At 33.0% G+C, this 22,831-nt stretch carries 24 protein-coding genes, 2 riboswitches and 1 other annotated feature; of the genes, 16 read left to right on the forward strand and 8 right to left on the reverse strand.

What is annotated here, in order from left to right; translation table 11 throughout:
- Nucleotides 1-43: 43 nt before the first annotated feature.
- Nucleotides 44-152, forward strand: a riboswitch (SAM riboswitch).
- A gap of 102 nt (nucleotides 153-254) precedes the next feature.
- The 3 genes from metK (at nucleotide 255) to AL499_RS00130 (ending at nucleotide 3,406) form a co-directional block, all read left to right on the forward strand.
- A complete protein-coding gene (metK, locus tag AL499_RS00120) occupies nucleotides 255-1,451 on the forward strand; it encodes a methionine adenosyltransferase (RefSeq protein ID WP_002458790.1) in 1,197 nt (398 codons plus the stop codon).
- A gap of 98 nt (nucleotides 1,452-1,549) precedes the next feature.
- Nucleotides 1,550-2,458 (forward strand): nuclease-related domain-containing protein, encoded by a 909-nt coding sequence (locus AL499_RS00125; RefSeq protein ID WP_002458791.1) that lies wholly within the window; start codon nucleotides 1,550-1,552, stop codon nucleotides 2,456-2,458.
- A gap of 147 nt (nucleotides 2,459-2,605) precedes the next feature.
- Entirely contained in the window at nucleotides 2,606-3,406 is an 801-nt protein-coding gene (locus AL499_RS00130) for an aldo/keto reductase (RefSeq protein WP_216634208.1), read from the forward strand.
- 184 nt (nucleotides 3,407-3,590) lie between these two features.
- Here the strand turns inward: AL499_RS00130 and crcB (AL499_RS00135) are convergent, their stop codons facing one another.
- The 3 genes from crcB (AL499_RS00135) to AL499_RS00145 all read right to left on the reverse strand — a co-directional run bounded on the left by crcB (AL499_RS00135) (nucleotide 3,591) and on the right by AL499_RS00145 (nucleotide 4,680).
- The gene (gene crcB, locus AL499_RS00135) at nucleotides 3,591-3,944 is read right to left on the reverse strand and encodes a fluoride efflux transporter CrcB (protein WP_002478001.1); all 354 of its coding nucleotides are present in this window, start codon (nucleotides 3,942-3,944) and stop codon (nucleotides 3,591-3,593) included.
- Nucleotides 3,941-4,306 carry a fluoride efflux transporter CrcB gene (gene crcB, locus AL499_RS00140; protein ID WP_002478002.1) on the reverse strand — a complete coding sequence of 122 codons (366 nt, stop codon included), beginning with the start codon at nucleotides 4,304-4,306 and terminating at the stop codon, nucleotides 3,941-3,943. The genes crcB (AL499_RS00135) and crcB (AL499_RS00140) overlap by 4 nt, the downstream gene beginning before the upstream one ends.
- A gap of 68 nt (nucleotides 4,307-4,374) precedes the next feature.
- Nucleotides 4,375-4,680, reverse strand: a complete 306-nt coding sequence (locus AL499_RS00145; protein WP_002478003.1) for a hypothetical protein — start codon at nucleotides 4,678-4,680, stop codon at nucleotides 4,375-4,377.
- 256 nt (nucleotides 4,681-4,936) lie between these two features.
- Here AL499_RS00145 and AL499_RS00150 point away from each other — a divergent pair, with 256 nt between their 5' ends.
- Together AL499_RS00150 and AL499_RS00155 are read left to right on the forward strand one after the other, a co-directional pair.
- Nucleotides 4,937-5,650, forward strand: coding sequence for a transaldolase (locus AL499_RS00150; RefSeq protein WP_002458796.1), 714 nt, complete (start codon nucleotides 4,937-4,939; stop codon nucleotides 5,648-5,650).
- Nucleotides 5,651-5,780: 130 nt separating this feature from the next.
- Nucleotides 5,781-6,233, forward strand: a complete 453-nt coding sequence (locus AL499_RS00155) for a hypothetical protein (RefSeq protein WP_002458797.1) — start codon at nucleotides 5,781-5,783, stop codon at nucleotides 6,231-6,233.
- Here the strand turns inward: AL499_RS00155 and AL499_RS00160 are convergent.
- Both AL499_RS00160 and AL499_RS00165 read right to left on the reverse strand, forming a co-directional pair.
- Nucleotides 6,214-6,660: a competence protein ComK gene (locus tag AL499_RS00160; RefSeq protein WP_002492607.1), complete on the reverse strand. Its 447-nt coding sequence runs from the start codon at nucleotides 6,658-6,660 to the stop codon at nucleotides 6,214-6,216. The genes AL499_RS00155 and AL499_RS00160 overlap by 20 nt on opposite strands.
- Nucleotides 6,661-6,675: 15 nt before the next feature.
- Nucleotides 6,676-7,146: a sigma-70 family RNA polymerase sigma factor gene (locus tag AL499_RS00165; RefSeq protein ID WP_002478005.1), complete on the reverse strand. Its 471-nt coding sequence runs from the start codon at nucleotides 7,144-7,146 to the stop codon at nucleotides 6,676-6,678.
- A 197-nt stretch (nucleotides 7,147-7,343) separates the two neighbouring features.
- On the opposite strand from AL499_RS00165, the gene AL499_RS00170 reads away from it, so the two are divergent.
- The 7 genes from AL499_RS00170 (at nucleotide 7,344) to ribH (ending at nucleotide 14,230) form a co-directional block, all read left to right on the forward strand.
- Complete coding sequence (locus tag AL499_RS00170; protein ID WP_002458800.1) at nucleotides 7,344-7,568, forward strand: hypothetical protein; 225 nt, start codon at nucleotides 7,344-7,346, stop codon at nucleotides 7,566-7,568.
- A 201-nt stretch (nucleotides 7,569-7,769) separates the two neighbouring features.
- Nucleotides 7,770-8,624 carry a peptidoglycan release complex glucosaminidase SagB gene (sagB, locus tag AL499_RS00175; RefSeq protein WP_002458801.1) on the forward strand — a complete coding sequence of 285 codons (855 nt, stop codon included), beginning with the start codon at nucleotides 7,770-7,772 and terminating at the stop codon, nucleotides 8,622-8,624.
- Between the two features lie 383 nt (nucleotides 8,625-9,007).
- Nucleotides 9,008-10,507: an FAD/NAD(P)-binding protein gene (locus tag AL499_RS00180; RefSeq protein ID WP_002492594.1), complete on the forward strand. Its 1,500-nt coding sequence runs from the start codon at nucleotides 9,008-9,010 to the stop codon at nucleotides 10,505-10,507.
- A gap of 106 nt (nucleotides 10,508-10,613) precedes the next feature.
- A riboswitch (FMN riboswitch) is annotated at nucleotides 10,614-10,743 on the forward strand.
- Nucleotides 10,744-10,881: 138 nt separating this feature from the next.
- Nucleotides 10,882-11,925 (forward strand): bifunctional diaminohydroxyphosphoribosylaminopyrimidine deaminase/5-amino-6-(5-phosphoribosylamino)uracil reductase RibD, encoded by a 1,044-nt coding sequence (gene ribD / locus AL499_RS00185; protein ID WP_037555353.1) that lies wholly within the window; start codon nucleotides 10,882-10,884, stop codon nucleotides 11,923-11,925.
- A gap of 7 nt (nucleotides 11,926-11,932) precedes the next feature.
- Entirely contained in the window at nucleotides 11,933-12,565 is a 633-nt protein-coding gene (gene ribE, locus AL499_RS00190) for a riboflavin synthase (protein WP_002458804.1), read from the forward strand.
- Between the two features lie 12 nt (nucleotides 12,566-12,577).
- The gene (locus AL499_RS00195; protein ID WP_002478008.1) at nucleotides 12,578-13,759 is read left to right on the forward strand and encodes a bifunctional 3,4-dihydroxy-2-butanone-4-phosphate synthase/GTP cyclohydrolase II; all 1,182 of its coding nucleotides are present in this window, start codon (nucleotides 12,578-12,580) and stop codon (nucleotides 13,757-13,759) included.
- A gap of 12 nt (nucleotides 13,760-13,771) precedes the next feature.
- On the forward strand, nucleotides 13,772-14,230 hold the full coding sequence (gene ribH, locus AL499_RS00200) for a 6,7-dimethyl-8-ribityllumazine synthase (RefSeq protein WP_002458806.1): 459 nt from the start codon (nucleotides 13,772-13,774) through the stop codon (nucleotides 14,228-14,230).
- A 77-nt stretch (nucleotides 14,231-14,307) separates the two neighbouring features.
- Here the strand turns inward: ribH and AL499_RS00205 are convergent, their stop codons facing one another.
- On the reverse strand, nucleotides 14,308-15,294 hold the full coding sequence (locus tag AL499_RS00205; protein WP_002492647.1) for a proline dehydrogenase family protein: 987 nt from the start codon (nucleotides 15,292-15,294) through the stop codon (nucleotides 14,308-14,310).
- 216 nt (nucleotides 15,295-15,510) lie between these two features.
- Here AL499_RS00205 and AL499_RS00210 point away from each other — a divergent pair, with 216 nt between their 5' ends.
- Both AL499_RS00210 and AL499_RS00215 read left to right on the forward strand, forming a co-directional pair.
- Complete coding sequence (locus AL499_RS00210; RefSeq protein ID WP_002458808.1) at nucleotides 15,511-16,344, forward strand: alpha/beta fold hydrolase; 834 nt, start codon at nucleotides 15,511-15,513, stop codon at nucleotides 16,342-16,344.
- Nucleotides 16,345-16,838: 494 nt separating this feature from the next.
- Complete coding sequence (locus tag AL499_RS00215; protein ID WP_002458809.1) at nucleotides 16,839-17,240, forward strand: transcriptional regulator, SarA/Rot family; 402 nt, start codon at nucleotides 16,839-16,841, stop codon at nucleotides 17,238-17,240.
- A 50-nt stretch (nucleotides 17,241-17,290) separates the two neighbouring features.
- On the opposite strand, the gene mnmM is transcribed toward AL499_RS00215, so the two are convergent.
- Together mnmM and mnmL are read right to left on the reverse strand one after the other, a co-directional pair.
- A complete protein-coding gene (gene mnmM, locus AL499_RS00220; RefSeq protein ID WP_002458810.1) occupies nucleotides 17,291-17,854 on the reverse strand; it encodes a tRNA 5-(aminomethyl)-2-thiouridylate-methyltransferase MnmM in 564 nt (187 codons plus the stop codon).
- Nucleotides 17,851-18,804, reverse strand: coding sequence for a tRNA modification radical SAM protein MnmL/YtqA (gene mnmL, locus AL499_RS00225; protein WP_002492612.1), 954 nt, complete (start codon nucleotides 18,802-18,804; stop codon nucleotides 17,851-17,853). The genes mnmM and mnmL overlap by 4 nt, the downstream gene beginning before the upstream one ends.
- Nucleotides 18,805-18,907: 103 nt before the next feature.
- On the opposite strand from mnmL, the gene AL499_RS00230 reads away from it, so the two are divergent.
- Both AL499_RS00230 and leuS read left to right on the forward strand, forming a co-directional pair.
- Entirely contained in the window at nucleotides 18,908-20,083 is a 1,176-nt protein-coding gene (locus AL499_RS00230; RefSeq protein WP_002492648.1) for an MDR family MFS transporter, read from the forward strand.
- Nucleotides 20,084-20,168: 85 nt separating this feature from the next.
- Nucleotides 20,169-20,353 (forward strand) — a binding site (T-box leader).
- A 51-nt stretch (nucleotides 20,354-20,404) separates the two neighbouring features.
- Nucleotides 20,405-22,819 (forward strand): leucine--tRNA ligase, encoded by a 2,415-nt coding sequence (gene leuS / locus AL499_RS00235; protein WP_002492652.1) that lies wholly within the window; start codon nucleotides 20,405-20,407, stop codon nucleotides 22,817-22,819.
- Nucleotides 22,820-22,831: the final 12 nt, after the last annotated feature.

The following is a 22,831-nucleotide window of genomic DNA, read 5'->3' on the forward strand; positions in this document are numbered from 1 at the left end:
TGACATTAGCTAACGAATTCGGTAGTATAATTCTTAACGGATTCTCTTATCCTGAGTGGCGGAGGGACATGGACCCAATGAAGCCCAGCAACCTCTTTTATAAAGAAAGGTGCCAAACCGTTTGCAGACAAATATGGTCTGAACGATAAGAGCGAATGGACGTCTAGAGCCTTCTCTCTATCTAAATAGTAGAAGGCTCTTTTAATTTGGCTTATACAAGAGAGTTTTCGTAAAATAACTTAAAGGAGTAAACAATGACATATAATAAACGCTTATTTACCTCAGAATCAGTTACTGAAGGACACCCCGACAAAATAGCTGACCAAGTATCCGACGCCATTTTAGATGAAATTTTAAAAGACGACCCTAATGCACGTGTTGCTTGTGAAACAACTGTTACAACAGGTATGGCATTGATTTCTGGTGAAATTTCAACAACAACTTATGTGGACATTCCTAAAGTTGTAAGAGAAACAATTAGAGATATTGGCTATACAAGAGCTAAATATGGATATGATTGCCAAACAATGGCAGTTTTAACTGCTATAGATGAGCAATCACCGGATATTGCACAAGGTGTTGATAAAGCACTTGAATATCGTAATGATATTTCAGAAGAAGAAATAGAAGCAACTGGTGCCGGAGATCAAGGGCTAATGTTTGGTTATGCTACTAATGAAACTGAAACGTATATGCCTTTACCAATATTCTTATCACATCAGCTTGCTAAACGTTTATCAGATGTTCGAAAGGATGGCATTATAGATTATTTACGTCCGGATGGCAAAGTGCAAGTAACTGTTGAATATGATGAAAATGACAAACCATACCGCATCGATACAATTGTGGTATCTTCACAACACGCGCAAGATATAACATTAGAACAAATTCAACAGGATATTAAAAATCATGTTATTTATCCAACGGTACCTGATAATCTTTTAGATGAGGACACTAAGTTCTTTATTAACCCTACAGGGCGTTTTGTTATTGGTGGACCACAAGGTGATGCTGGTTTAACAGGACGAAAAATTATTGTTGATACGTATGGCGGATATGCGCGTCATGGAGGTGGATGCTTCAGTGGTAAGGATCCAACAAAAGTAGATCGGTCTGCCGCTTATGCAGCACGGTATGTAGCTAAGAATATTGTTGCAGCTGGACTTGCAGCCCAATGTGAGGTACAGCTTGCTTATGCCATTGGTGTAGCTGAACCAGTTTCTATTGCCATTGATACGTTTAATACAGGTAAAGTATCTGAAGGTGAGCTTGTCGCTGCAGTTAGAAAACATTTTGATTTAAGACCCGCTGGTATCATTAAAATGTTAGATTTAAAACATCCTATTTATAAACAAACTGCGGCATATGGTCATTTTGGTAGAACAGATGTGTTATTACCTTGGGAAAAATTAGATAAAGTCAATATTTTAAAAGACGCCGTTCAAGCATAATTTAATTTTTAATTACTAAATTTAAGGATAAATATCGAAATAAGACAGATTTTCTATTATAATTATAGTTATTGAATAATTAAAGGAGCGTTGTTTGAATGAATTCATTAGGACCAATGGAAATCGGTTTAATCGTCGCTGTGGTAATAGCACTTATTTGCTTAATCTTATTTTTCGTTGCATTAAGAAATAATAAAAAGATAAAACGACAAACGGTAGACGAATATAAATTAAAAGAAAAGCAAATGCAAGAATCACATGACGAAGCATTAGAAAAAGAAAGAATTGAAAACAAAAAGACAGTTACTAAACAAAAGGAAAATTACGAAGCAACTGTTAATAGCAAAGAGCGAGAAATTGATGCTCTAAAATTATTTTCAAAAAATACGAGTGAATATGTGACGGATATGAGATTAATTGGTATCCGTGAACGTCTTGTCAATGAAAAACGAATCCGACCTGAAGATATGCATATTATGGCTAATATCTTTTTACCTGGTAATGACTTGAATAATATTGAACGCATCAGTCATCTTGTATTAACTCGTACAGGACTTTATATTATTGATTCCAAGTTATTAAAGGGGCATGTGTATAATGGTATAAGTGGTAATCAATTTAATGAATTGCCAATGATGCAACAAGTCTTTTCAACATTAGATTTAAATGCCAAAGCACCGCATACCTTAGTACTAGATCAAAATGATGATCAATCATCGCTATCATTTTTAGATTATTCAGCACAACTTGCACAAATTGAAAAGTTAGCTACTGACTTGCAAACGAAATTAGGATTAACATACACACCTACATCTATTCTTTATTTCAATCCTAAACGTGAAGGTGAAGTAACTATTTCAAATTATGCGCAAACTTCAAGTGCGAAAGTACTTGTCGGTCCAGAGCAACTAAATGAATTTTTCAACAAATTTGTTTTCCATGGTCGAATTCAATACAATGTTGATGATTTGCAAGAAATTATGACAAAAATAGAATCATTTAACTAAAAAATAACTAGCACCTAACTTTCCTTTTATACGAGTTAGGTGCTGTTTTATGCTTAAAATTTACAAGAGTGGGAATAGGTATTAGCGTTATTAATGTAAAAGGGGCTGAATCATTTGAAAACGATAGAATTTTATAATGGACAAGCGATGCCTAAAGTAGGTCTAGGAACATTTCGGATTGGAAATAATAACGAGTGTCAACGAGCAGTCCAATATGCGATTGAACAGGGGTATAGAAGTATAGATACGGCAAAAGTATATGGTAATGAAGAAAAGGTTGGTGCAGGTATAAAAGCAGCAATGACATCAACAGGATTAAGTCGAGAAGATTTATTTATTACATCAAAATTATATTTTGAAGATTTTGGTAGAGAAAACGTTGCACAAGCATACGAACAAAGTTTGAAAAAATTGGGATTAGACTATCTCGATTTATATTTAGTTCATTGGCCCGGCAAAGATGAAGCGGTCATGATTGATATGTGGAAGGGCATGGAAGATTTATATAAAGATAATAAAGTCTATAGTATAGGTGTCAGTAATTTTGACGTAAATCATCTTGAGGCCTTACTTGCACAGGTCTCAATAAAGCCAATGATCAATCAAGTTGAATATCACCCTAAATTTACCCAAAATGAATTAAGAACTTACTTAAAAGCACAGCGCATCCCTATGGAGTCATGGTCTCCTTTACAAAACGGACAAATACTTAATGATCAAACAATTCAACAAATCGCACTTGAAGTATCTAAGTCTCCGGCACAGGTTATTATTCGTTGGAATATTCAACATGGTGTAGTCGTGATTCCCAAATCAATCACGCCATCAAGAATCACAGAAAATATCCAAGTGTTTGATTTTGAGTTGAGCGGTGCGCAAATGGCACGTATTGACCAATTAAATCAAGAGAAGCGTATAGGACCAAACCCTCAAGATTTTGCAGGGTAAATTAAAAGACGTAACAAGAAAGGATTCGGGATATTATGTTTTAGGCTATGAACGATATATTGGCAGTAATTGACTGGATTGAAAATACGCTTATATCAAGCTTGATTCAATCTTAGTCAACTTTGCCAGGGCAGGACTATGGATTTATAATGAATTCTGTTCCGCTCCTTACTCGTTTGTGTCCTTATAATTGATAGCCGAATAAACATAATAGAAAGCCAACGATAAACTGAAGCACAGTATAAAGTACAAATTTAATGACTTTATTTTTTTCTAACAACATTTGAACAAGTTCTAAACTCATAGTAGAAAATGTTGTTAATCCTCCTAAAAATCCTGTGACAACGAATAAAGAGAACCAATGATGTTCATGAGCAATGGATGCAGTATAACCAATTAAAAAACATCCAAGCAAATTTACAAATAACGTTGCGATAGGGAAATCGATCTTTAAATAATGTTTTGATTGCTGAGTAATCCAAGCTCTTGCACATGCACCCAAACCGCCGCCTATCATTATAAGGATAAGTGTTATCACGATAACTCACGTCCTAACTTGAGACCTATATAACAGCTTAAAATTCCCAAAATGTAGCTAACAATTCCATAACATAATGCGGTTAAGAAAAGAGATTGTTCAAGCATTGTAATCAATTCAAATTGAAATGTAGAAAATGTTGTAAAAGCACCTAAACATCCAGTTGTGAGTGCTTTTTTCAATTTAGGATGCTTGCTTAGAAATGGCACTGTTAAAGTGAATAATAAGCCCATTAAGAAAGCACCAACTAAATTTGCACTTAATGTACCATATGGAAATGTTGTTGTTGAATTGAATGTTGATAGCAGATAACGACAAGCAGCGCCTATCATTCCACCAATGAAAATATAAAAATATTGCATTGAACATCCATCCTTAATATAGCGTTTAAGTTATGATTTATTCAGTAATTATGATAAATTTTTACCCATTATTTGATAATGCCAAAAGTAGTGATTGAAGCATAAATATGGAAGATGATTACTAATAGAATAATAAAGGGTAATATTTTACTTGCTATACGTATCCAATCACTGTTTTCATTCAAGTGCTTAATCGCTTTATCAGAAAAAATAATGGCTGCAATTAAAATAATTACGTTAACAACACTGCAAGCAATCATTAAATATTTAATAGATGTAATTTGTTGACTTAAATAGGGGTTAAATGTATTAAAATAAAAGCTAATTATTAGTAAAATAATTGAAATATAAAAATATTTTTTTGATTTAGACATGACTGACCTCCTAAGTGACTCATCAGAATATTTTACCATATTTACGCAACAATGAAATAATAATTATCAACTTTGATATATTAAATGACAAATTACCAAACAAAACATTAGCTTGTATAACAACCACATGATATAAATGAATTATATTATTTTTAACTTAAAGTGGCAGTAATAAAATGTGTGTGTCTTAATTTCAAAGATAGACTACAATATTTTTAGCAAGATACCTTAAGTTAATTAGTTGGAGGAATGCATAGTGACACAATTAAATGTACAAGTATTTGCAGATGGCGCAGATATTGAAGAAATGAAAGCAGCATATAAAAATAAACAAGTTGACGGTTTCACAACGAACCCAAGCTTAATGGCTAAAGCCGGCGTTACGGATTATAAAGCATTTGCAGAGGAAGCTGTAAAAGAGATACCAGATGCTTCAATATCATTTGAAGTATTTGCTGATGATATAGAGACAATGGAAAAAGAAGCCGAAATTTTAAAACAATATGGGGAAAATGTTTTTGTTAAAATCCCAGTTGTTAACACAAAAGGTGAGTCAATGATTCCGCTCATTAAAAAATTATCTGCAGACAATGTTAGATTAAACGTTACAGCAGTTTATACAATTGAACAGGTTAAAGAAATTACAGAAGCAGTTACAGAGGGTGTACCAACATATGTTTCAGTATTTGCTGGAAGAATTGCTGACACTGGTGTAGATCCATTACCATTAATGAAAGAAGCAGTCACAGTTACGCATAGTAAAGCAGGTGTTAAATTATTATGGGCTAGCTGTCGCGAATTATATAATGTTATCCAAGCAGATGAGGTTGGCGCAGATATCATTACGTGCCCAGCAGATGTCGTTAAGAAGGTTAATAATAATTTAGGTCGAGACATTAATGGTTTATCAGTAGATACGGTTAAGGGATTTGCTAAAGATATCCAAAGTTCAGGCTTATCTATTTTGTAACTCAAATATTTACCCCCAGCAATTAATTTATTGTTGGGGGTTTTATATGTCCAAAGATAAACTTGCAGACATTGTTTAAATCTTATAGTATTAGCTTTATTGATATATTAAATGAATAGGAGGGATGTAGATGAATGAAAGTCAATTTGTAGCTAAAATAAAAAAGCAACTGTGGTTTTTAAATAATAATGAGCAAATACAATTAGAACGATATTTAAATCATTTGATTGATAACAATGACGAAAAAATATTGCAGCGTCCCATTTATTATGCAAATCAGTTTTTAAAAAATTATGTTTTCAAAGAGAAAAATCAAACACACAGTTCTTTAGTATTATTACTGTTTTTAATTATCGTCTTGTATGTTGTTTTTATGGGATTATTTTTATTTGGATTCATTACGAGTTTAACTGCAGTAAATTATTTTATTAATCCACAAGTAAAAGTAGCCACGTGGAGTGTTATTTTAATCTTAATAGGTGCGATCTTATTAATCATTATCAGTCTTTGGTTAATTAAAAAAATAACAGCATATGCGACAAAGAAGCTACTTGAATATAAATTTAATCAATCGCGTAGTTAAGTGGTATAAGATGTGATAGTAATAAACTTTCTTTCCATTTGTTATAAATAAGTGTATATGGGGCATCGATAATTAATTGGATTTGTTGTTCAAAAACGATGATGATATGGTTGTTAATCGCATGCATGGCGACAATATGTTTAGCATTAATGTAACATTGAATTGGAGAACGTTGAGGTCTAATAGGAAATAGTATGGTCTGTTGGTTTACATAAATAGGCACTAATTTATTGATGTGTAATAAACGCTTGGCAACCTTTATTTGTAAAGGCAAATATCTACCATAAAATTCAAGATAATGATATAGTACTTGCTTCATTGATTTAGGTATTATTTCAGTGTGTTCTAAATATTTACATTCTGTAGATATTTTATTGCTAGTACAAGTTTTTAAGTAGAGTAATTGATCCAGTTTAGTTACATTCATGGTGTGCTGACTCCTTTATGTGAAGAAGCGCTGAAGCTTTTGTCTGGCATTGCGTTTGTAATTTTTTACTGAGGATAATGAGACGTGCATATGTTGGGCAATTTCATATTGCTTGTATCCACTTATCTGTAAGATGAGCCATTGCTGTTCTTGACGCGTTAAGTGTTTCCATGCCTCTTGCATAATAAGATTGAAGTCATTGAGGATATAAATAGGTAGCTTTGATGAGCTTGGATTTAATATACTTATTTCTACGGATTGTTTAGGCTGTTCTTTTCTAAATAAATCAATTAAATAATAATTTAGTCGGAAGATAATAAAAGTTGAAAAATTTGAATTTAAAGAGGCATTATATTGGTTTGTGAGTTGCCATAATCGTATGAGCATGAGTTGGTAATACTCATCATAATTATAACGAATATGATATTTATTTAACAAATAATGAATATATTTATTAAATTGATGATATACATTGTTAAATAACATTAGCTGCTCCGTTTCTTATGCGCATAATGAAATTTATCCGGATATTCATAGCTTATGCTAAAAATTGAAAAATATCATTTGCTTAATTACGCTATAAGGTGTTAAATATAGGGCATAGGTATATTTTAAAAATAAGTTATTGACTAAAACATCAACAAACTTCAGCATATAACAAATTTGACGCTAAGGAGGTATATATGGATTACGCACACTTAAATCTTGAACACTTTTTTGCACGAAATGATGACTTGGATATTATTAAAGATCGCTCAGATTTTGTAATGATTAATAATTTTACAAATGAAATGATGTATCGAGATGGTGAAGTAGAGGGTACTATCGATTTAAATCAATATTATTATAAGAATCGCTCTCAAGCAGCAAGTTTCATTATGATGGAATACAAAAATCATCGTGAATAAAAATGTGAAAGTTAAATGGTTAGGGCAAATTTATACAGGACGATTTGTCTAACCATTTTATTTTGCAGTTTTATTACTATTCATTTATGAATATGTAACAAAGCTTATATAAAATTGTGAAAGCAATATAATAATGTTAAACTTTATTATCATAAACACATATTGCATAAGTTTTACAACATTGACCTAAGAGGTGTAAATATGGCAAAGCACAAAAGAGGCTCTATTATCGGGTTGTTTGGATTACTAATACTATTAGTAATTGTTGGGATAATCTTCTTTTCAATGATTTCAGATCAAATTTTATTTAAAGAAGTTAAACAAGTTGAAAAGGTTGAAAATTTAGATGTAACACTCGATAAAGCTTCTAAGAAACAAATAGATAATTATACAAGCCAGCAAGTTTCTAATAAAAGCAATAATGCTTGGAGAGATGCTTCTGCTACTGAAATTAAAACAGCAATGGATAGCAGTAAATTTATTGAAGATAACAAACAGAAATATCAATTTTTAGATTTATCGAAATATCAAGGTATTGATAAAAATAGAATTAAACGTATGTTGTTTGATAGAGAAACATTGTTAAAACATACGGATGATTTTTTAGAAGCGGCTAAAGATAATCATGTTAATGAAGTTTACCTTATATCACATGCTTTACTTGAAACAGGTGCTTCTAAGAGTCAATTAGCCAATGGCGTGGAAATCGATGGTAAGAAATATTATAATTTTTATGGTGTTGGTGCTTTAGATGAAGATCCAATTAAAACAGGTGCACAATACGCTAAAAAGCATGGTTGGGATACGCCAGAAAAAGCAATACGTGGCGGTGCAGAATTCATTCACAAACATTTCTTATCACATGATGATCAAAATACATTGTACAGCATGAGATGGAATCCTAAGAACCCTGGCGAACATCAGTATGCGACAGATATTAAATGGGCTGAAAGCAATGCAACGATTATCGCTGACTTTTATCAAGAAATGAAAACAGAAGGAAAATATTTCAAATGGTATGTCTATAAAGATGATGACAAACATAAAGCGAATTAAGAAAATAAATTGAGATATAATATATCTCTGAATAAAATGACAATTTCTACATGATTTTAATAGAAATTGTCATTTTTATTTTGTTATTTATGTTCTTTACTCCTCAAGATATTTAGTGGAGCTTTTATTTTTTATAAAACGATTTATTCAGCTTTATTTTTACGATTAATCCAAGCAAATAACACAACAGTAACTAAAATGATTTTTGCTATAACTTTCATAGTTAAAACACCTCATTTAATATATTTTTCATTTATAAAAGTTAAATAATGACTTTACTTAAATAACGCGAAGTTATTTTTATTTTAGTTCTAAATACTTATTGATACAATAAAGAAGTATCTAGTAGAAAGAAACAGATAATTAAAAAGGGTGAAGAAATCATGCGTGTAGCGATAATTGGAATGGGAACAGCTGGTGTAAGTGTGCTAAGACAACTTGTTAAACACGAAAACTTTTCAACTTTAACTGTAGATGTCTACGATAATAAAATCAACATGGGTCACGGGGTACCTTTTCAAAATGATAGTGATGAACTATTAATTAATTTACCATCCAAGAAGATGAGTTTAAATTTAGAAGATGATTTAGAATTTTGGCATTGGTATCAGCAGCAAAATATTTTTTCTTATGAGAACCCTAAATATTTACCAAGATTTATTTTTGGCCACTATATGAAATCCTATTTGTTACATTTTGATAAAATTTTTGATAATTTAACATTGATTCATGACGAAGTTAAAGAAATATTTACTAACTCAAATGTTGATGAAACAGCTTTAAAATATTATGTTTGTACTTCTGATGATATGAATGATTGGAAGGAGTATGATTATATCTTTTTGACTATTGGGACATTAAGCTATCACGATCCATACCAGTTAAAAGGAATTCTAGGATATATCCAATCGCCATATCCAACATATAACACTTTGGATGAAGTGAAAGAGACAGATCGTATTGCTATTATAGGTACAGGGTTAGCTAGCTTAGATGTGGTTAGATATGTAGCAACACATCATAAGCATCTTCCAATCATTATGACGAGTCGCTCGGCGCAATTGCCAAGTGTGCGTGGAAATATGCAAGAAATAACATTTCGTTATTTAACAAAACAAACTTTTAATAGTATCAAGGCAGTTAATTATGGAAACGTACCACTAGATGCTTTAGTTAAGCTTTTCTATAAGGAATGTGAAGAATGGAATATTGAATTAGATACGTTAATAAATAGACGTTCAGGAAATCATATTGATGATTTGCAATATGACTTAGATCATTCACAAGAGCTCGGTGTATTTCAAGGATTGATAGAACATCTAAAAGAGAATTTAAACTGGATATACAATAGTTTGAGTAGCTCAGATCAACAGTTGTTCGATAAGAAATATACTAAAGTGATTCAACTTAATTCTAATCCAATGCCGCCTAGAACAGCTAAATTACTTATTGAGTTAATGCAGAATGGCTCTTTAATTATAAAACGTGGTCTAGAGAATATTACGCATGATGGACAATTATTTAATCTAACATTTAAAGACACATCTTCGTGTGATGACTTTAACATTATTATTAATGCAACAGGTGCTAAAACACATTTAGCAGAGTTAGACGAGGATGATCAATTAGTCATTAACCTAGAGAATCGTCGTATTGTACAAGCACATCCTATGGGTGGTATTCAAATTGTGCCAGAAACAAATCAAATTATTAGTCCAAGATATGGGACGTTGACTAACGCTGTCGCTATAGGTCAGCTTACCAATGGTGTAAATAAATTAAGAAATGGTGTTAAGATGATTGTTTCACAAGTAGTTAATGCAGTGGATTATTTATATGAACATCAATCACGGTTAAGTCGCGACAATATTTCTAAAAAATAGTAATTAAAGAAATTAAATTGCTTTCATTGTAAAGTTTATTAAAATTTAGTAAGATAAACTCATAGTGTTTTAGTAACACTTAAAGTAGAATTATCAACTTCATAATACGTTCTTTCGGGGCAGGGTGAAATTCCCAACCGGCAGTGATTAAGCCTGCGACCTGCTTGTGATGCACAAGTGGCTGATTCAGTGAGATTCTGAAGCCGACAGTATAGTCTGGATGGGAGAAAGAATACAATCGACGTTAACATAAACGATTACGTTTAATGTTTGTTAAGCATGCACAGAAATTATTGTGTAGGCTTGTTCAAATGTCATTATATCAATCTCCTTATGCCTATTTTGGTATAAGGTTTTTTTATGAAGGTGATAAATTGGATTTATATTTAAGCAAGGCAATACAGCTTGCTAAGATGGTTAAAGGACAGACTGGTGTTAATCCACCAGTAGGAGCAGTAGTTGTTAAAAATGGCAGAATTATCGGACTTGGCGCACATTTAAAACAAGGTGAGAAACATGCTGAAGTGCAAGCAATTGACATGGCTGGTGACGAAGCACAAGGTGCAACAATTTATGTGTCTTTACAACCATGCACGCATTATGGTTCGACACCGCCGTGCGTTAACAAAATCATCGATCATGGTCTGGATAAGGTAGTATATGCTGTAAAAGATACAACTTTACCTAGTAAAAGTTATGAAATCTTAACCCAAGCTGGTATCCAAGTGTATCAGCAGTTTGATCATGAAGCCTATTGTTTATACGAAGACTTTTTTAAAGCTAAAGCTGAGAAAATTCCTGAAATTACCGTTAAAGTATCTACAAGTATAGACGGTAAACAGGCAACAGATTATGGACAAAGTCAATGGATTACCAATAAAACAGTAAAGCAAGATGTGTATCGTTTAAGACACAGTCATGATGCCGTGTTAACAGGAAATAAAACCGTATTAGCAGATAATCCTCAGTACACGACTAGAGTTAAAGATGGTAAACACCCTATTCGTGTTATTTTATCTCGAAGTGGGGACGTTGACTTTAGTCTAGATATGTTTCATGATCAATTATCTGATATATGGATATACACTGAAGATGCCACATTAACAACAACTTTACCCAATGTTTTTATTAATTACATGAGCAATTGTAAAATTCCTGATATTTTACAAGATTTATATAAAAAAGGTGTAGGTCGGCTGCTCGTCGAGGCGGGACCTAAAGTTACCTCATTATTTCTCCAACAACAGTTAGTTAATCAACTCATCATCTATTTTGCCCCGAAATTGATAGGTGGTTCTGGAACAAATCAATTCTTTCAAACACAAGAAGTTATAGATTTACAGGATACCTTTGAATTTGAAATTGTTAATTCCACTTTATTAGATCAAAATATCAAATTAGAACTACGGAAGAAGTGAAACAACCATGTTTACAGGAATCGTAGAAGAAATTGGAACCATTGTTGAAATACGTAATGATCAATCAGTACGCACACTTATCATTAAAGCTGAAAGGATTATTGATGATATGCATATTGGTGATTCTATAAGCGTTAACGGGACTTGCCTGACAGTGACAGACTTTAATAGCAATCATTTTTCAGTGCAAGTCATACATGGTACAGAAGATAAAACCTATCTTGCTAATGTTCAGCGTCATCAAGAAGTGAACCTAGAACGCGCGATGCACAGCAATGGTAGATTTGGTGGCCATTTTGTTCTAGGCCATGTTGATGAATTAGGTACAATTACAAAAATCAATCAGACAGCCGATTCAAAAGTAATTCAAATTTCAGCATCACAAACAATCATTAAACAACTTGTGAAGCAAGGATCAATTGCAGTCGATGGCGTTAGTTTGACAGTATTTGATATACGTGAATCATCTTTTGATATACATCTCATACCAGAAACACGGCGCTCAACAATTTTAGCAGATAAGAAACAAGGAGACTTTGTACATTTAGAGACAGATGTTTTATTCAAATATGTAGCCACAATCATTAATAAAAATTCCAATACTTTAACATTAGATAAGTTAAAATCATATGGTTTTTAAGGGGGATTAAATATGCAATTTGATACCATTGAAGAGGCACTTCAAGCGTTAAAAAAAGGAGAAACTATAATTGTTGTAGATGATGAAGATAGAGAAAATGAGGGAGATCTTGTTGCAGTAACACAATGGATGCAAGATCAAACGATTAATTTTATGGCTAAGCACGGTCGTGGCTTGATTTGTACGCCAATTTCCACTGATATTGCCGAACGTTTAGAGTTAAAACCAATGGTAATGCAAAATTCAGATGACTATGGTACAAACTTTACTGTAAGTATTGATCACTATACAACAACAACGGGAATTAGTGCAATTGAACGCATGACTACGGCACGGTCTTTAATTGCCACTGATACAATGGCTGAAGATTTTCATAAACCTGGTCATTTATTTCCACTTATTGCCAAAGATAATGGCGTTTTAGAACGTGAAGGTCATACTGAAGCAACGGTTGATTTAGCTAAAATGACAGGTGCAGCACCTGCAGGAGTTATTTGTGAAATTATGAATGACGATGGTTCGATGGCTAAAGGAGAACAATTAGAAAAGTTTAAAGAAACACACCAGCTTAAGCTTATTTCTATAAAACAAATCATAGAATATAGACATCAGCATGATATACAGGTGAACTTAAGAGCAAAGGTAAATATGCCAACAGATTTTGGCAACTTTGAAATGTATGGATTTGATTCAACACTTACACAGGATGAAATCGTTGTTATTACTAAAGGAGAGCCAAGAACTACTGAAAATGTAAGAATTCATTCAGCATGTTTAACTGGTGATATTTTTCATAGTCAACGATGTGACTGTGGTGCGCAACTTGAATCGTCCTTAAAATATATTAATGAACATGGTGGAATGGTGATTTATTTACCCCAAGAAGGCAGAGGTATCGGACTTATAAATAAACTTCGTGCTTACGAGTTAATAGAGCAAGGCTATGATACTGTAACTGCGAATTTAGCTCTTGGATTTGATGAAGATTTACGTGATTATAAGGTTGCTAGTCAAATTCTAAAATATTTTAATGTCAAGCAAGTTAATTTGTTAAGTAATAATCCGAAAAAATTTGAAGGGCTAAGTGAATATGATATAGAAATTGCAAAGCGTATTGAAGTTATTGTTCCAGAAACAACACACAACCATGATTATATGGAAACGAAAAAAATTAAAATGGGTCATTTAATCTAGGAGGTTATAAAAATGAATTTTGAAGGTAAATTAGTTGGTTCAGAGTTGAAAATTGCGATAGTAGTAAGTCGATTTAATGATTTTATTACAAATCGACTATTAGAGGGTGCTAAAGATACATTAATACGCCATGATGTCAATGATAGTAATATTGATGTTGCCTATGTTCCTGGTGCGTTTGAAATACCGCTTGTAGCTAGAAAATTAGCACAAAAAAAACATTATGATGCAATCATAACATTGGGTTGTGTAATTAGAGGTGCAACTTCTCACTATGATTATGTGTGCAATGAAGTGTCTAAAGGGGTTGCAAGAGCGAATGATGTATCAGATACACCAGTTATTTTCGGAATATTAACAACTGAAAGCATTGAGCAGGCTGTAGAACGCGCTGGTACTAAAGCTGGCAATAAAGGATCTGAAGCGGCAGTCAGTGCAATTGAAATGGCCAACTTATTGCAACAACTATAATGTTTAGTCTATAAATTTGGGAGCAGGATAAAATTCATTGTGAATTCGAAGTCCTGCTCCCTTTATATGTGTCGTTATTATTTTATAATTTTCGTAATCAAAAGTAACAATGCAGAAATACCAATTATCGCGCTAACTTTTTTGAGAGATTTAGTATCAACAAATTCTTTAACTGCTAGTGATAAGTTTTGAGGACGCTCTGCTAGACGACGCATAAAATAGCTAAACCAGTCATTACCATATGGAACATAAATGGTGAAATGATAGCCTTCTCTTGCGATTTGTTCAGCTAGTTCTGAACGGAATCCATATAACATTTGAAATTCAAAATCATCATTTTTAATATGGTGATCTTTGACGAATTGTTTGACATGATTGATAATTCGATCGTCATGTGTCGCAATGGATGTTTTATTACGCGCATTTAGCAAACGTTTCTCAATTAATTTAATATAGTTGCTATCAATATCTTCTTTTGTTTGATAAGCAATGGAAGCATCTTCTTTATAGGCACCTTTAACCAATCGTAATCTTAAATCTGGAAAACGTTCGATGAGTTCATCAGCATCGTACAAATATGCTTGTATAACTGTGCCGACATTTTTAAATTCTCCCTTAAATTTATCAAGCGCTTGAATAATTTGCTGCAAACTGTCATATTTTTCAGTATCAATATTGACGTGCATATTTTGATATTCATTAGCTTTCAATAAAATTTCACGTAAATTATCAAAAGCAAATTGTAAATCAAATTCTCCTCCTAGTAAACTTAATTTAATAGATACATGGGCATCTACATTATATGCATTAATGGCATCCATTATAGTGAGAATTTCATTCTTTGCTGTTGTGGCTTCTTCGCGTGTACCTACAAACTCTCCCAAATTATCAACGGTAACAGCGATATTTTTTTCATTAAGCCTTTCAATTGTATCTATTAGTTCTGGAATGGTATTACCTGCTACGACTTTATTTGCACCCATTTTGGGGCCGATTTTCTTAGCTGTTTGATTTAAATATGTATTATTTGATAAAGCGATGAAGAAATCCCTAAATAGTGTCATGTAGTAAACCTCCAATATTATAATCAATATATTTTATAAATAGTTTAGCATGAAATATTCGTAAGAGAAAGCGTTTTCAATATCGGTCATACGTTTTGCTTCAAGTTCAATTTATTGCAGAAATGTTTTCTTGAGTCAATTAGAGTGTTAGCCATATTAAGCTGATATTTGCTATAATTTAAGCTGTAGAGTTTATGTAGAAGGGACTAATAAGTCATGTGGAAATGGGAAACAGAAAATAATGCTAAAGGCGTAGTTGTTATTGTCCATAATATGTTAGAGCATACAGGGCGTTATGCTTATGTTATTACGATGTTAAGAAGAAATGGTTATCATGTGATTATGGGTGATTTGCCAGGACAAGGGCAGACTTCACGTGCAAACAAGGGGCAAATTAAAAACTTTAATGAATATCATGAACATGTTTTAGAATGGATTAAACTCGCAAATGATTATAAATTACCTACATTTGTTATGGGGATTGGTCTAGGAGGATTAATCATACTTAATTTATTAGAAAAGGTAGATCGATTGCCTATTGAGGGTATGATTTTATTTTCACCATTATTAGAATTACAAAAGAACAAGACAACACGGAAAGACATTTTAATTTCTAATATTGGAAAAGTATCAAAAGATACGCGTTTTAAAGTTAATATTGAAGTTGAACAGTTGACTAGAAATGAAGAAATAAGAGAAGAAACGGTTAATGATGGTTTGATGTTAAAAAAAGTAACATATCATTGGTACAATACTGTTGTGGAAGAAATGAAAGAAACATTAGATTACGTTGGGGACGTAAAATCAATACCTACATTACTAATGCATGGTTCTGAAGATGCGATTGTCGAACCTAAAGCGATAATTAAATTAAAAGAAAATCTAAAATCTGATGAATTCTATTATAAAAAATGGCAAGGTTTATATCATGAAATCCAAAATGAGCCTGAACGTGATCAAGTCATGCGATATGTATTAACATTTCTAAATAATAGTGTAAATACGATGGGATTTATCGTTAAAGAAGAAGAAATAGAGGATATTGAATAAATAAAAGATATTGAAAGACCTATTTATGATGCAACCTGAATTATCTGCTTGAGAGAGTTATGGAACTTATACTTTCTAAAGGTTTTTTGTGTTTTTTATTTGGAATGTGACAGTATAAATTGTTGTTACGCATCTGCTAAAGTGCGCATAATAAAGTTTGTTTTTATAATATTGAAGACTACTTATGTGTGATGGCATTAATTGTGTCGGTGTTTATTTAAAACAATAAATTCATAATACAAATGGTTTAGTTGCATATCTACATAGAAATTGGTATATTTTATACATATAAATTTATTAATAATTAATTGGATAAAAATCTACATGAATAATTAGCAATTTGCTGATGTTAGCACCAAGTTTATGGTTATAGTTGTGATTAAATAAAAAGACAATTAAATTATTAAAAGTTTATTAAGGGTTTTAACAATGCAACAACATTCTTTATCATCGGTAAATTGTATTATTTAGTTTTATGACAGGGAGAGATTTTAGTGAGCGAGCAAACGATAGACCAAGTATCTGGATTATTAAAATTAGAAGCGCTACTAATGGACATCAATTCAATTTTCGACGTTATTGAGAAAGAATACGGCATGACAAAAGAAGAAATCTTAATTTTACTAACGCTATGGCAAAAAGGGTCGATGACGTTAAAAGAAATGGATAGTTTTGTAAAGATTAAGTCTTATAAACGTACACGCACATACAATAACCTTGTAAATTTAGAATGGATTTACAAAGAACGCCCTCAAGATGATGAGCGTACAGTTATCATTCATTACAATGAAAATCAAAATGGTAAACGTGATGACTTATTAAAATTCATTTGTGATGCAGTACACAAAAAATCAAATTCCATGCAAACAAGTTTCACTTCAATTTTAAATATCTAGAAAAATGCTTAGTCTATAGTCAGGAAATAGCGACTTATAGACTAAGCATTTTAATTGATTTTTTCTATTGCGCAGATGAATGGAGCGTCATTACGTTGATTTATAAATTGATATTGTAGAACTTGAGCCTTTGTTTGATCTATATTGCTGAAATAATCAAGTAATGCATCACGTTCTAGTTTGCCTTGAAAATGGCCGTGATAAATAACAACTACAATAATGCCTTCAATCGTTAACTGTTCAAATATGGCGTCAATAGCGCGTATAGTTGATTCAGGCTGGGTGACAATTGATTTATCACCTTTTGGTAGGTAGCCTAAATTAAAGATTGCTGCAGTGATTTTATTTTTATGAGCAGATATTAAGTGGTCTGAGATATATTCATGACTATCATGTATTAATGATACGTTTTTAAATGATTTGATCTTCTTAGCAGTGTTATCAATTGCTTGTTGTTGTATGTCAAAACCATATACATGACCTTTTGGAACGTGTTGAGCTAAGAATAATGTATCGAATCCATTACCACATGTAGCATCAATCACAATACTATCACTTTGGATATGAGACGTAATTAAAGATTTAGCAAAGGGAAGAATGCGTTCTAATTTCATATTTGAATCCGCTCTTTGTGAAATTTCCCTTGATAAGAATTACGTCTAGCGAGCTCATCATCGATATTATTTAAAACTTCCCACTTGTTAACACTCCACATTGGTCCTACCATCAAATCAATGGGTCCATCGCCTGTAATACGATGAATTATCATCTCTGGGGGTAAGATTTCAAGTTGATCACATACTAGGTTAGTATATTCTTGCTGACTCATAAATTTTAGTAAACCCTTATCGTACTGTTTTACCATAGGTGTTCCTTTTAATAAATGAAGTAGATGTATTTTTATGCCTTGAACATCCATTTTGGCAACTTCACGGGCTGTGGCCATCATCATATCGTAATCTTCGCCAGGTAAACCATTAATAATATGCGTACAGATATTAATATTATGTTTTCTTAATTTAGCGACCCCATCATAATATGTTTGCATATCGTGTGCACGATTTATTAAATCAGATGTAGACTGATGTATCGTTTGGAGTCCTAATTCAACCCATAAGTATGTGCGTTTGTTTAGCTCAGCAAGGTATTCTACTACATCATCTGGTAAACAGTCTGGACGCGTGGCAATGGATAATCCTACAACACCTTCTTCTTGTAATACAGGTTCATATTTTTCCTTTAGTATTTCAACAGGGGCGTGTGTATTAGTGAACGCTTGAAAGTAGGCAATGTATTTTCCTTCATGCCATTTCTCATGCATTTTTGCTTTGATTTGTTGAAACTGAACTTCAATAGGGTCAGCTCGATTTCCAGCAAAATCGCCGCTACCAGCTGCAGAACAAAATGTACAACCACCATGTGCAACAGTTCCGTCACGATTAGGGCAGTCAAAGCCGCCATCTAATGCCACTTTAAATATTTTTTGGCCAAATTTATTTTTTAAATGGTAATTCCAAGTATGATAGCGTTTATTCTCAAAAGCATACGGGAAATATTTACCCATAAGACATTTTCCTTTCTAATTGTTTCTAAGTAAAGATTTTAACATATTTTAATGTTATAGTGTCTATTGTAGATTGAGAAAAGAGAGAGAAAGGACTCAGTGTATGAATATACCTAAATCAGTATGGATGCTGGTAATAGGCATGGCGCTCAATATTACCGGTTCTAGTTTTTTATGGCCTTTAAATACGATATATATGAAAGAAGAGCTCGATAAAAGCCTTACTATTGCAGGTATTGTGTTAATGATAAATTCATTTGGTATGGTTGTTGGTAACTTATTAGGTGGTAGTTTGTTTGATAAATTAGGTGGTTATCGTACGATTTTAACTGGAACTGCTGTGTGTTTAGTTAGTACAACGATGCTAAATTTTTTCCATGGTTGGCCTTGGTATGCAGTATGGTTAGTTATGCTTGGTTTTGGTGGTGGCATGATTGTACCAGCAATTTATGCTATGGCCGGAGCAGTGTGGCCCAATGGTGGACGGCAAACGTTTAATGCTATCTACTTAGCTCAAAATATTGGTGTCGCACTTGGTGCTGCTTTAGGAGGCTTTGTTGCTGAGCTTAGTTTTAACTATATTTTTATTGCAAATTTATTAATGTATGTGCTATTCGCGATTGTAGCTGTCACACAATTCAATCTCGAGTATTCTGTAAAGATGCACAAGCCAGATAATCTTGAGTTGGAAAATAAAGACCAAAAACGCAGATTTAAAGCATTAATCCTTTTATGTATTATGTTTAGTATTTGTTGGATTGCATATATACAATGGGAAAGTACGATTGCTTCATTTACACAAGACATCGATATCTCAATGTCGCAATATAGTATATTGTGGACAGTGAATGGTATTATGATTTTAGTTGCACAGCCTTTGATAAGTCCGGTAATTCGTATACTCAAAGGAAATATAAAAAAACAAATGATTGTAGGTATTATTATTTTTATGGTGTCGTTTTTAGTGACTAGTTTTGCTGAACAATTTAGTGTCTTTCTCATTGGTATGATTATATTAACATTTGGCGAAATGTTCGTTTGGCCTGCTGTCCCAACTATCGCGAATTTTTTAGCGCCTGATGGTAAACAAGGACAGTATCAGGGGTTTGTTAATTCAGCTTCTACGGTCGGTAAAGCATTTGGGCCACTTATAGGTGGTATTTTAGTCGATGCCTTTAATATGAGTACCATGTTTATTGGCATGATTGTGTTATTAAGCATAGCATTGTGTTTTTTAGCTGTTTTTGATAAAAATATGCCTAAGGATAAAACAATATAACCATGTTAATTGACTGAGCTAGGCTTCTATATTAATTGTTCAGTTATGTAATAACTTGCACTTGCAATCAGTTACATTATCCAATAATATTAAAGTGTATTGGAGTAGTAACTTAAATATTTTTCAACAGAGAGCTAGTGGTGGTGTAAACTAGCGTTAAGTATTAAGTGAACTTACCGTTATTTAATGTAATATACATCTCTTACTATTTAATTAAGTGCACATATATGTGAACTAGGGTGGTACCGCGGCATAATTGTCGTCCCTATACTTTATTTATAATAGTATGAGGTGTTTTTTTATTGAGTAGGAGGAAAAAAAGTGAATTACAATCACAAAAAAATCGAAAAAAAATGGCAATGTTTCTGGCTAGATAATCAAACATTTAAGACAAGTGATAACTTGGGACAAAAGAAATTTTATGCCTTAGATATGTTTCCTTATCCATCAGGTGCTGGTTTACACGTAGGACATCCAGAAGGATATACTGCTACGGATATTATTTCACGCTATAAACGTATGCAAGGCTATAACGTCTTACATCCAATGGGCTGGGATGCGTTTGGCTTACCTGCAGAACAATATGCACTTGATACTGGAAACGATCCACGAGCATTTACGAAACAAAATATTCAAACTTTTAAACGTCAAATTCAAGAATTAGGATTTAGTTATGATTGGGATAGAGAAGTTAATACAACAGATCCTGAATATTATAAATGGACACAATGGATTTTTATCCAACTTTATAATAAGGGGTTAGCTTATGTTGATGAAGTAGCGGTAAACTGGTGTCCAGCACTTGGCACGGTTTTATCTAATGAAGAGGTTGTTGATGGTGTTTCTGAACGAGGAGGCCATCCTGTATACCGTAGACCTATGAAACAATGGGTACTCAAGATCACAGAATATGCCGATCGACTACTAGAAGATTTGGATGACTTAGATTGGCCTGAATCGATAAAAGATATGCAGCGTAATTGGATTGGTCGCTCAGAAGGGGCACGTGTTTCTTTCAAAGTTGAAGGAGAGAATGACACAATAGACGTCTTCACTACGCGTCCAGATACGATTTTTGGTACGACTTTCTTAGTATTAAGTCCAGAGCATGCGCTTGTGGAAAAAATTACAACAACTGAAAATTTTGAAGAAGTTAAGAAATATCAAGAAGCTGCATCTAAAAAATCTGACCTTGAGCGTACGGATTTGGCAAAAGATAAATCTGGTGTTTTTACTGGCGCATATGCGATTAATCCTTTATCTGGTGAAAAATTACCGATTTGGATTGCTGATTATGTATTATCTAGTTATGGTACTGGAGCTGTTATGGCAGTGCCTGCTCATGATGAACGCGACCACGAATTTGCGGTTAAATTTAATTTGCCGATTATAGAAGTTATTGCTGGTGGAGATGTTCAAAAAGAGGCTTATACTGGTGCAGGAGAGCACGTTAACTCTGGTGACTTAGATGGTTTAAATAATGAACAGGCTATTGCTAAAGCAATTGAGTTATTAGAAGCAAAAGGTGCCGGTGAGAAAAAAGTTAACTATAAGTTGCGTGACTGGTTATTTAGTAGACAGCGTTATTGGGGTGAACCAATACCAATCATTCATTGGGAAGATGGAACAATGACGACGGTACCAGAAGAAGAATTACCACTATTATTACCAGAAACTGATGAAATTAAACCGTCTGGAACTGGTGAATCACCATTAGCTAATATAGATGATTTTGTTAACGTTGTAGATGAAGAAACGGGAATGAGAGGTCGTCGTGAAACGAACACAATGCCACAATGGGCTGGCAGCTGTTGGTATTACTTACGTTATATTGATCCTCATAATGAGCAAATGTTAGCAGATCCAGAAAAATTAAAGCATTGGTTACCAGTTGATTTATACATCGGCGGCGTTGAGCACGCAGTACTTCATTTGTTGTATGCTCGATTCTGGCATAAAGTCTTATATGATTTAGGCGTAGTTCCAACAAAAGAGCCATTCCAAAAATTATTTAACCAAGGTATGATTTTAGGTGAAGGCAATGAGAAAATGAGTAAATCCAAAGGTAATGTTGTTAACCCAGATGATATTGTAAATTCTCATGGTGCTGACACTTTACGACTTTATGAAATGTTTATGGGGCCTTTGGATGCTGCTATTGCCTGGAGTGAGAATGGTTTAGATGGCTCAAGACGTTTCTTAGACCGAGTTTGGCGTTTATTTATCAATGAGGATGATAGCCTATCTCAAAAATTTGTTGAATCAAATAATAAATCATTAGATAAAGTATATAATCAAACGGTTAAAAAAGTGACAGAAGACTTTGATACATTGAATTTTAATACTGCTATCAGTCAGTTGATGGTCTTTATTAATGAATGTTATAAAGTAGATGAAATTTATCAACCATATGCGGAAGGCTTTGTGAAGATGCTTGCGCCTATTGCGCCACACATAGGTGAAGAATTATGGCAAAAATTAGGACATGATGAAACGATTACTTATCAGCCATGGCCAACTTATAATGAAACACTGTTGGTTGATAGTGAAGTTGAAATTGTCGTTCAAGTAAATGGTAAAGTGCGTGCAAAACTAACCATACCTAAAGAGCTGTCCAAAGAAGAAATGCAAGAATTAGCATTAGAAAATGAAAATGTTAAAATGGCTATAGATGGTAAAGAAATTAAGAAAGTAATAGCAGTCCCTCAAAAACTAGTAAATATTGTAGCAAAATAAATAAAGGAGTGT

This window comes from Staphylococcus lugdunensis (assembly GCF_001558775.1).
GTDB classification, from domain to species: domain Bacteria; phylum Bacillota; class Bacilli; order Staphylococcales; family Staphylococcaceae; genus Staphylococcus; species Staphylococcus lugdunensis.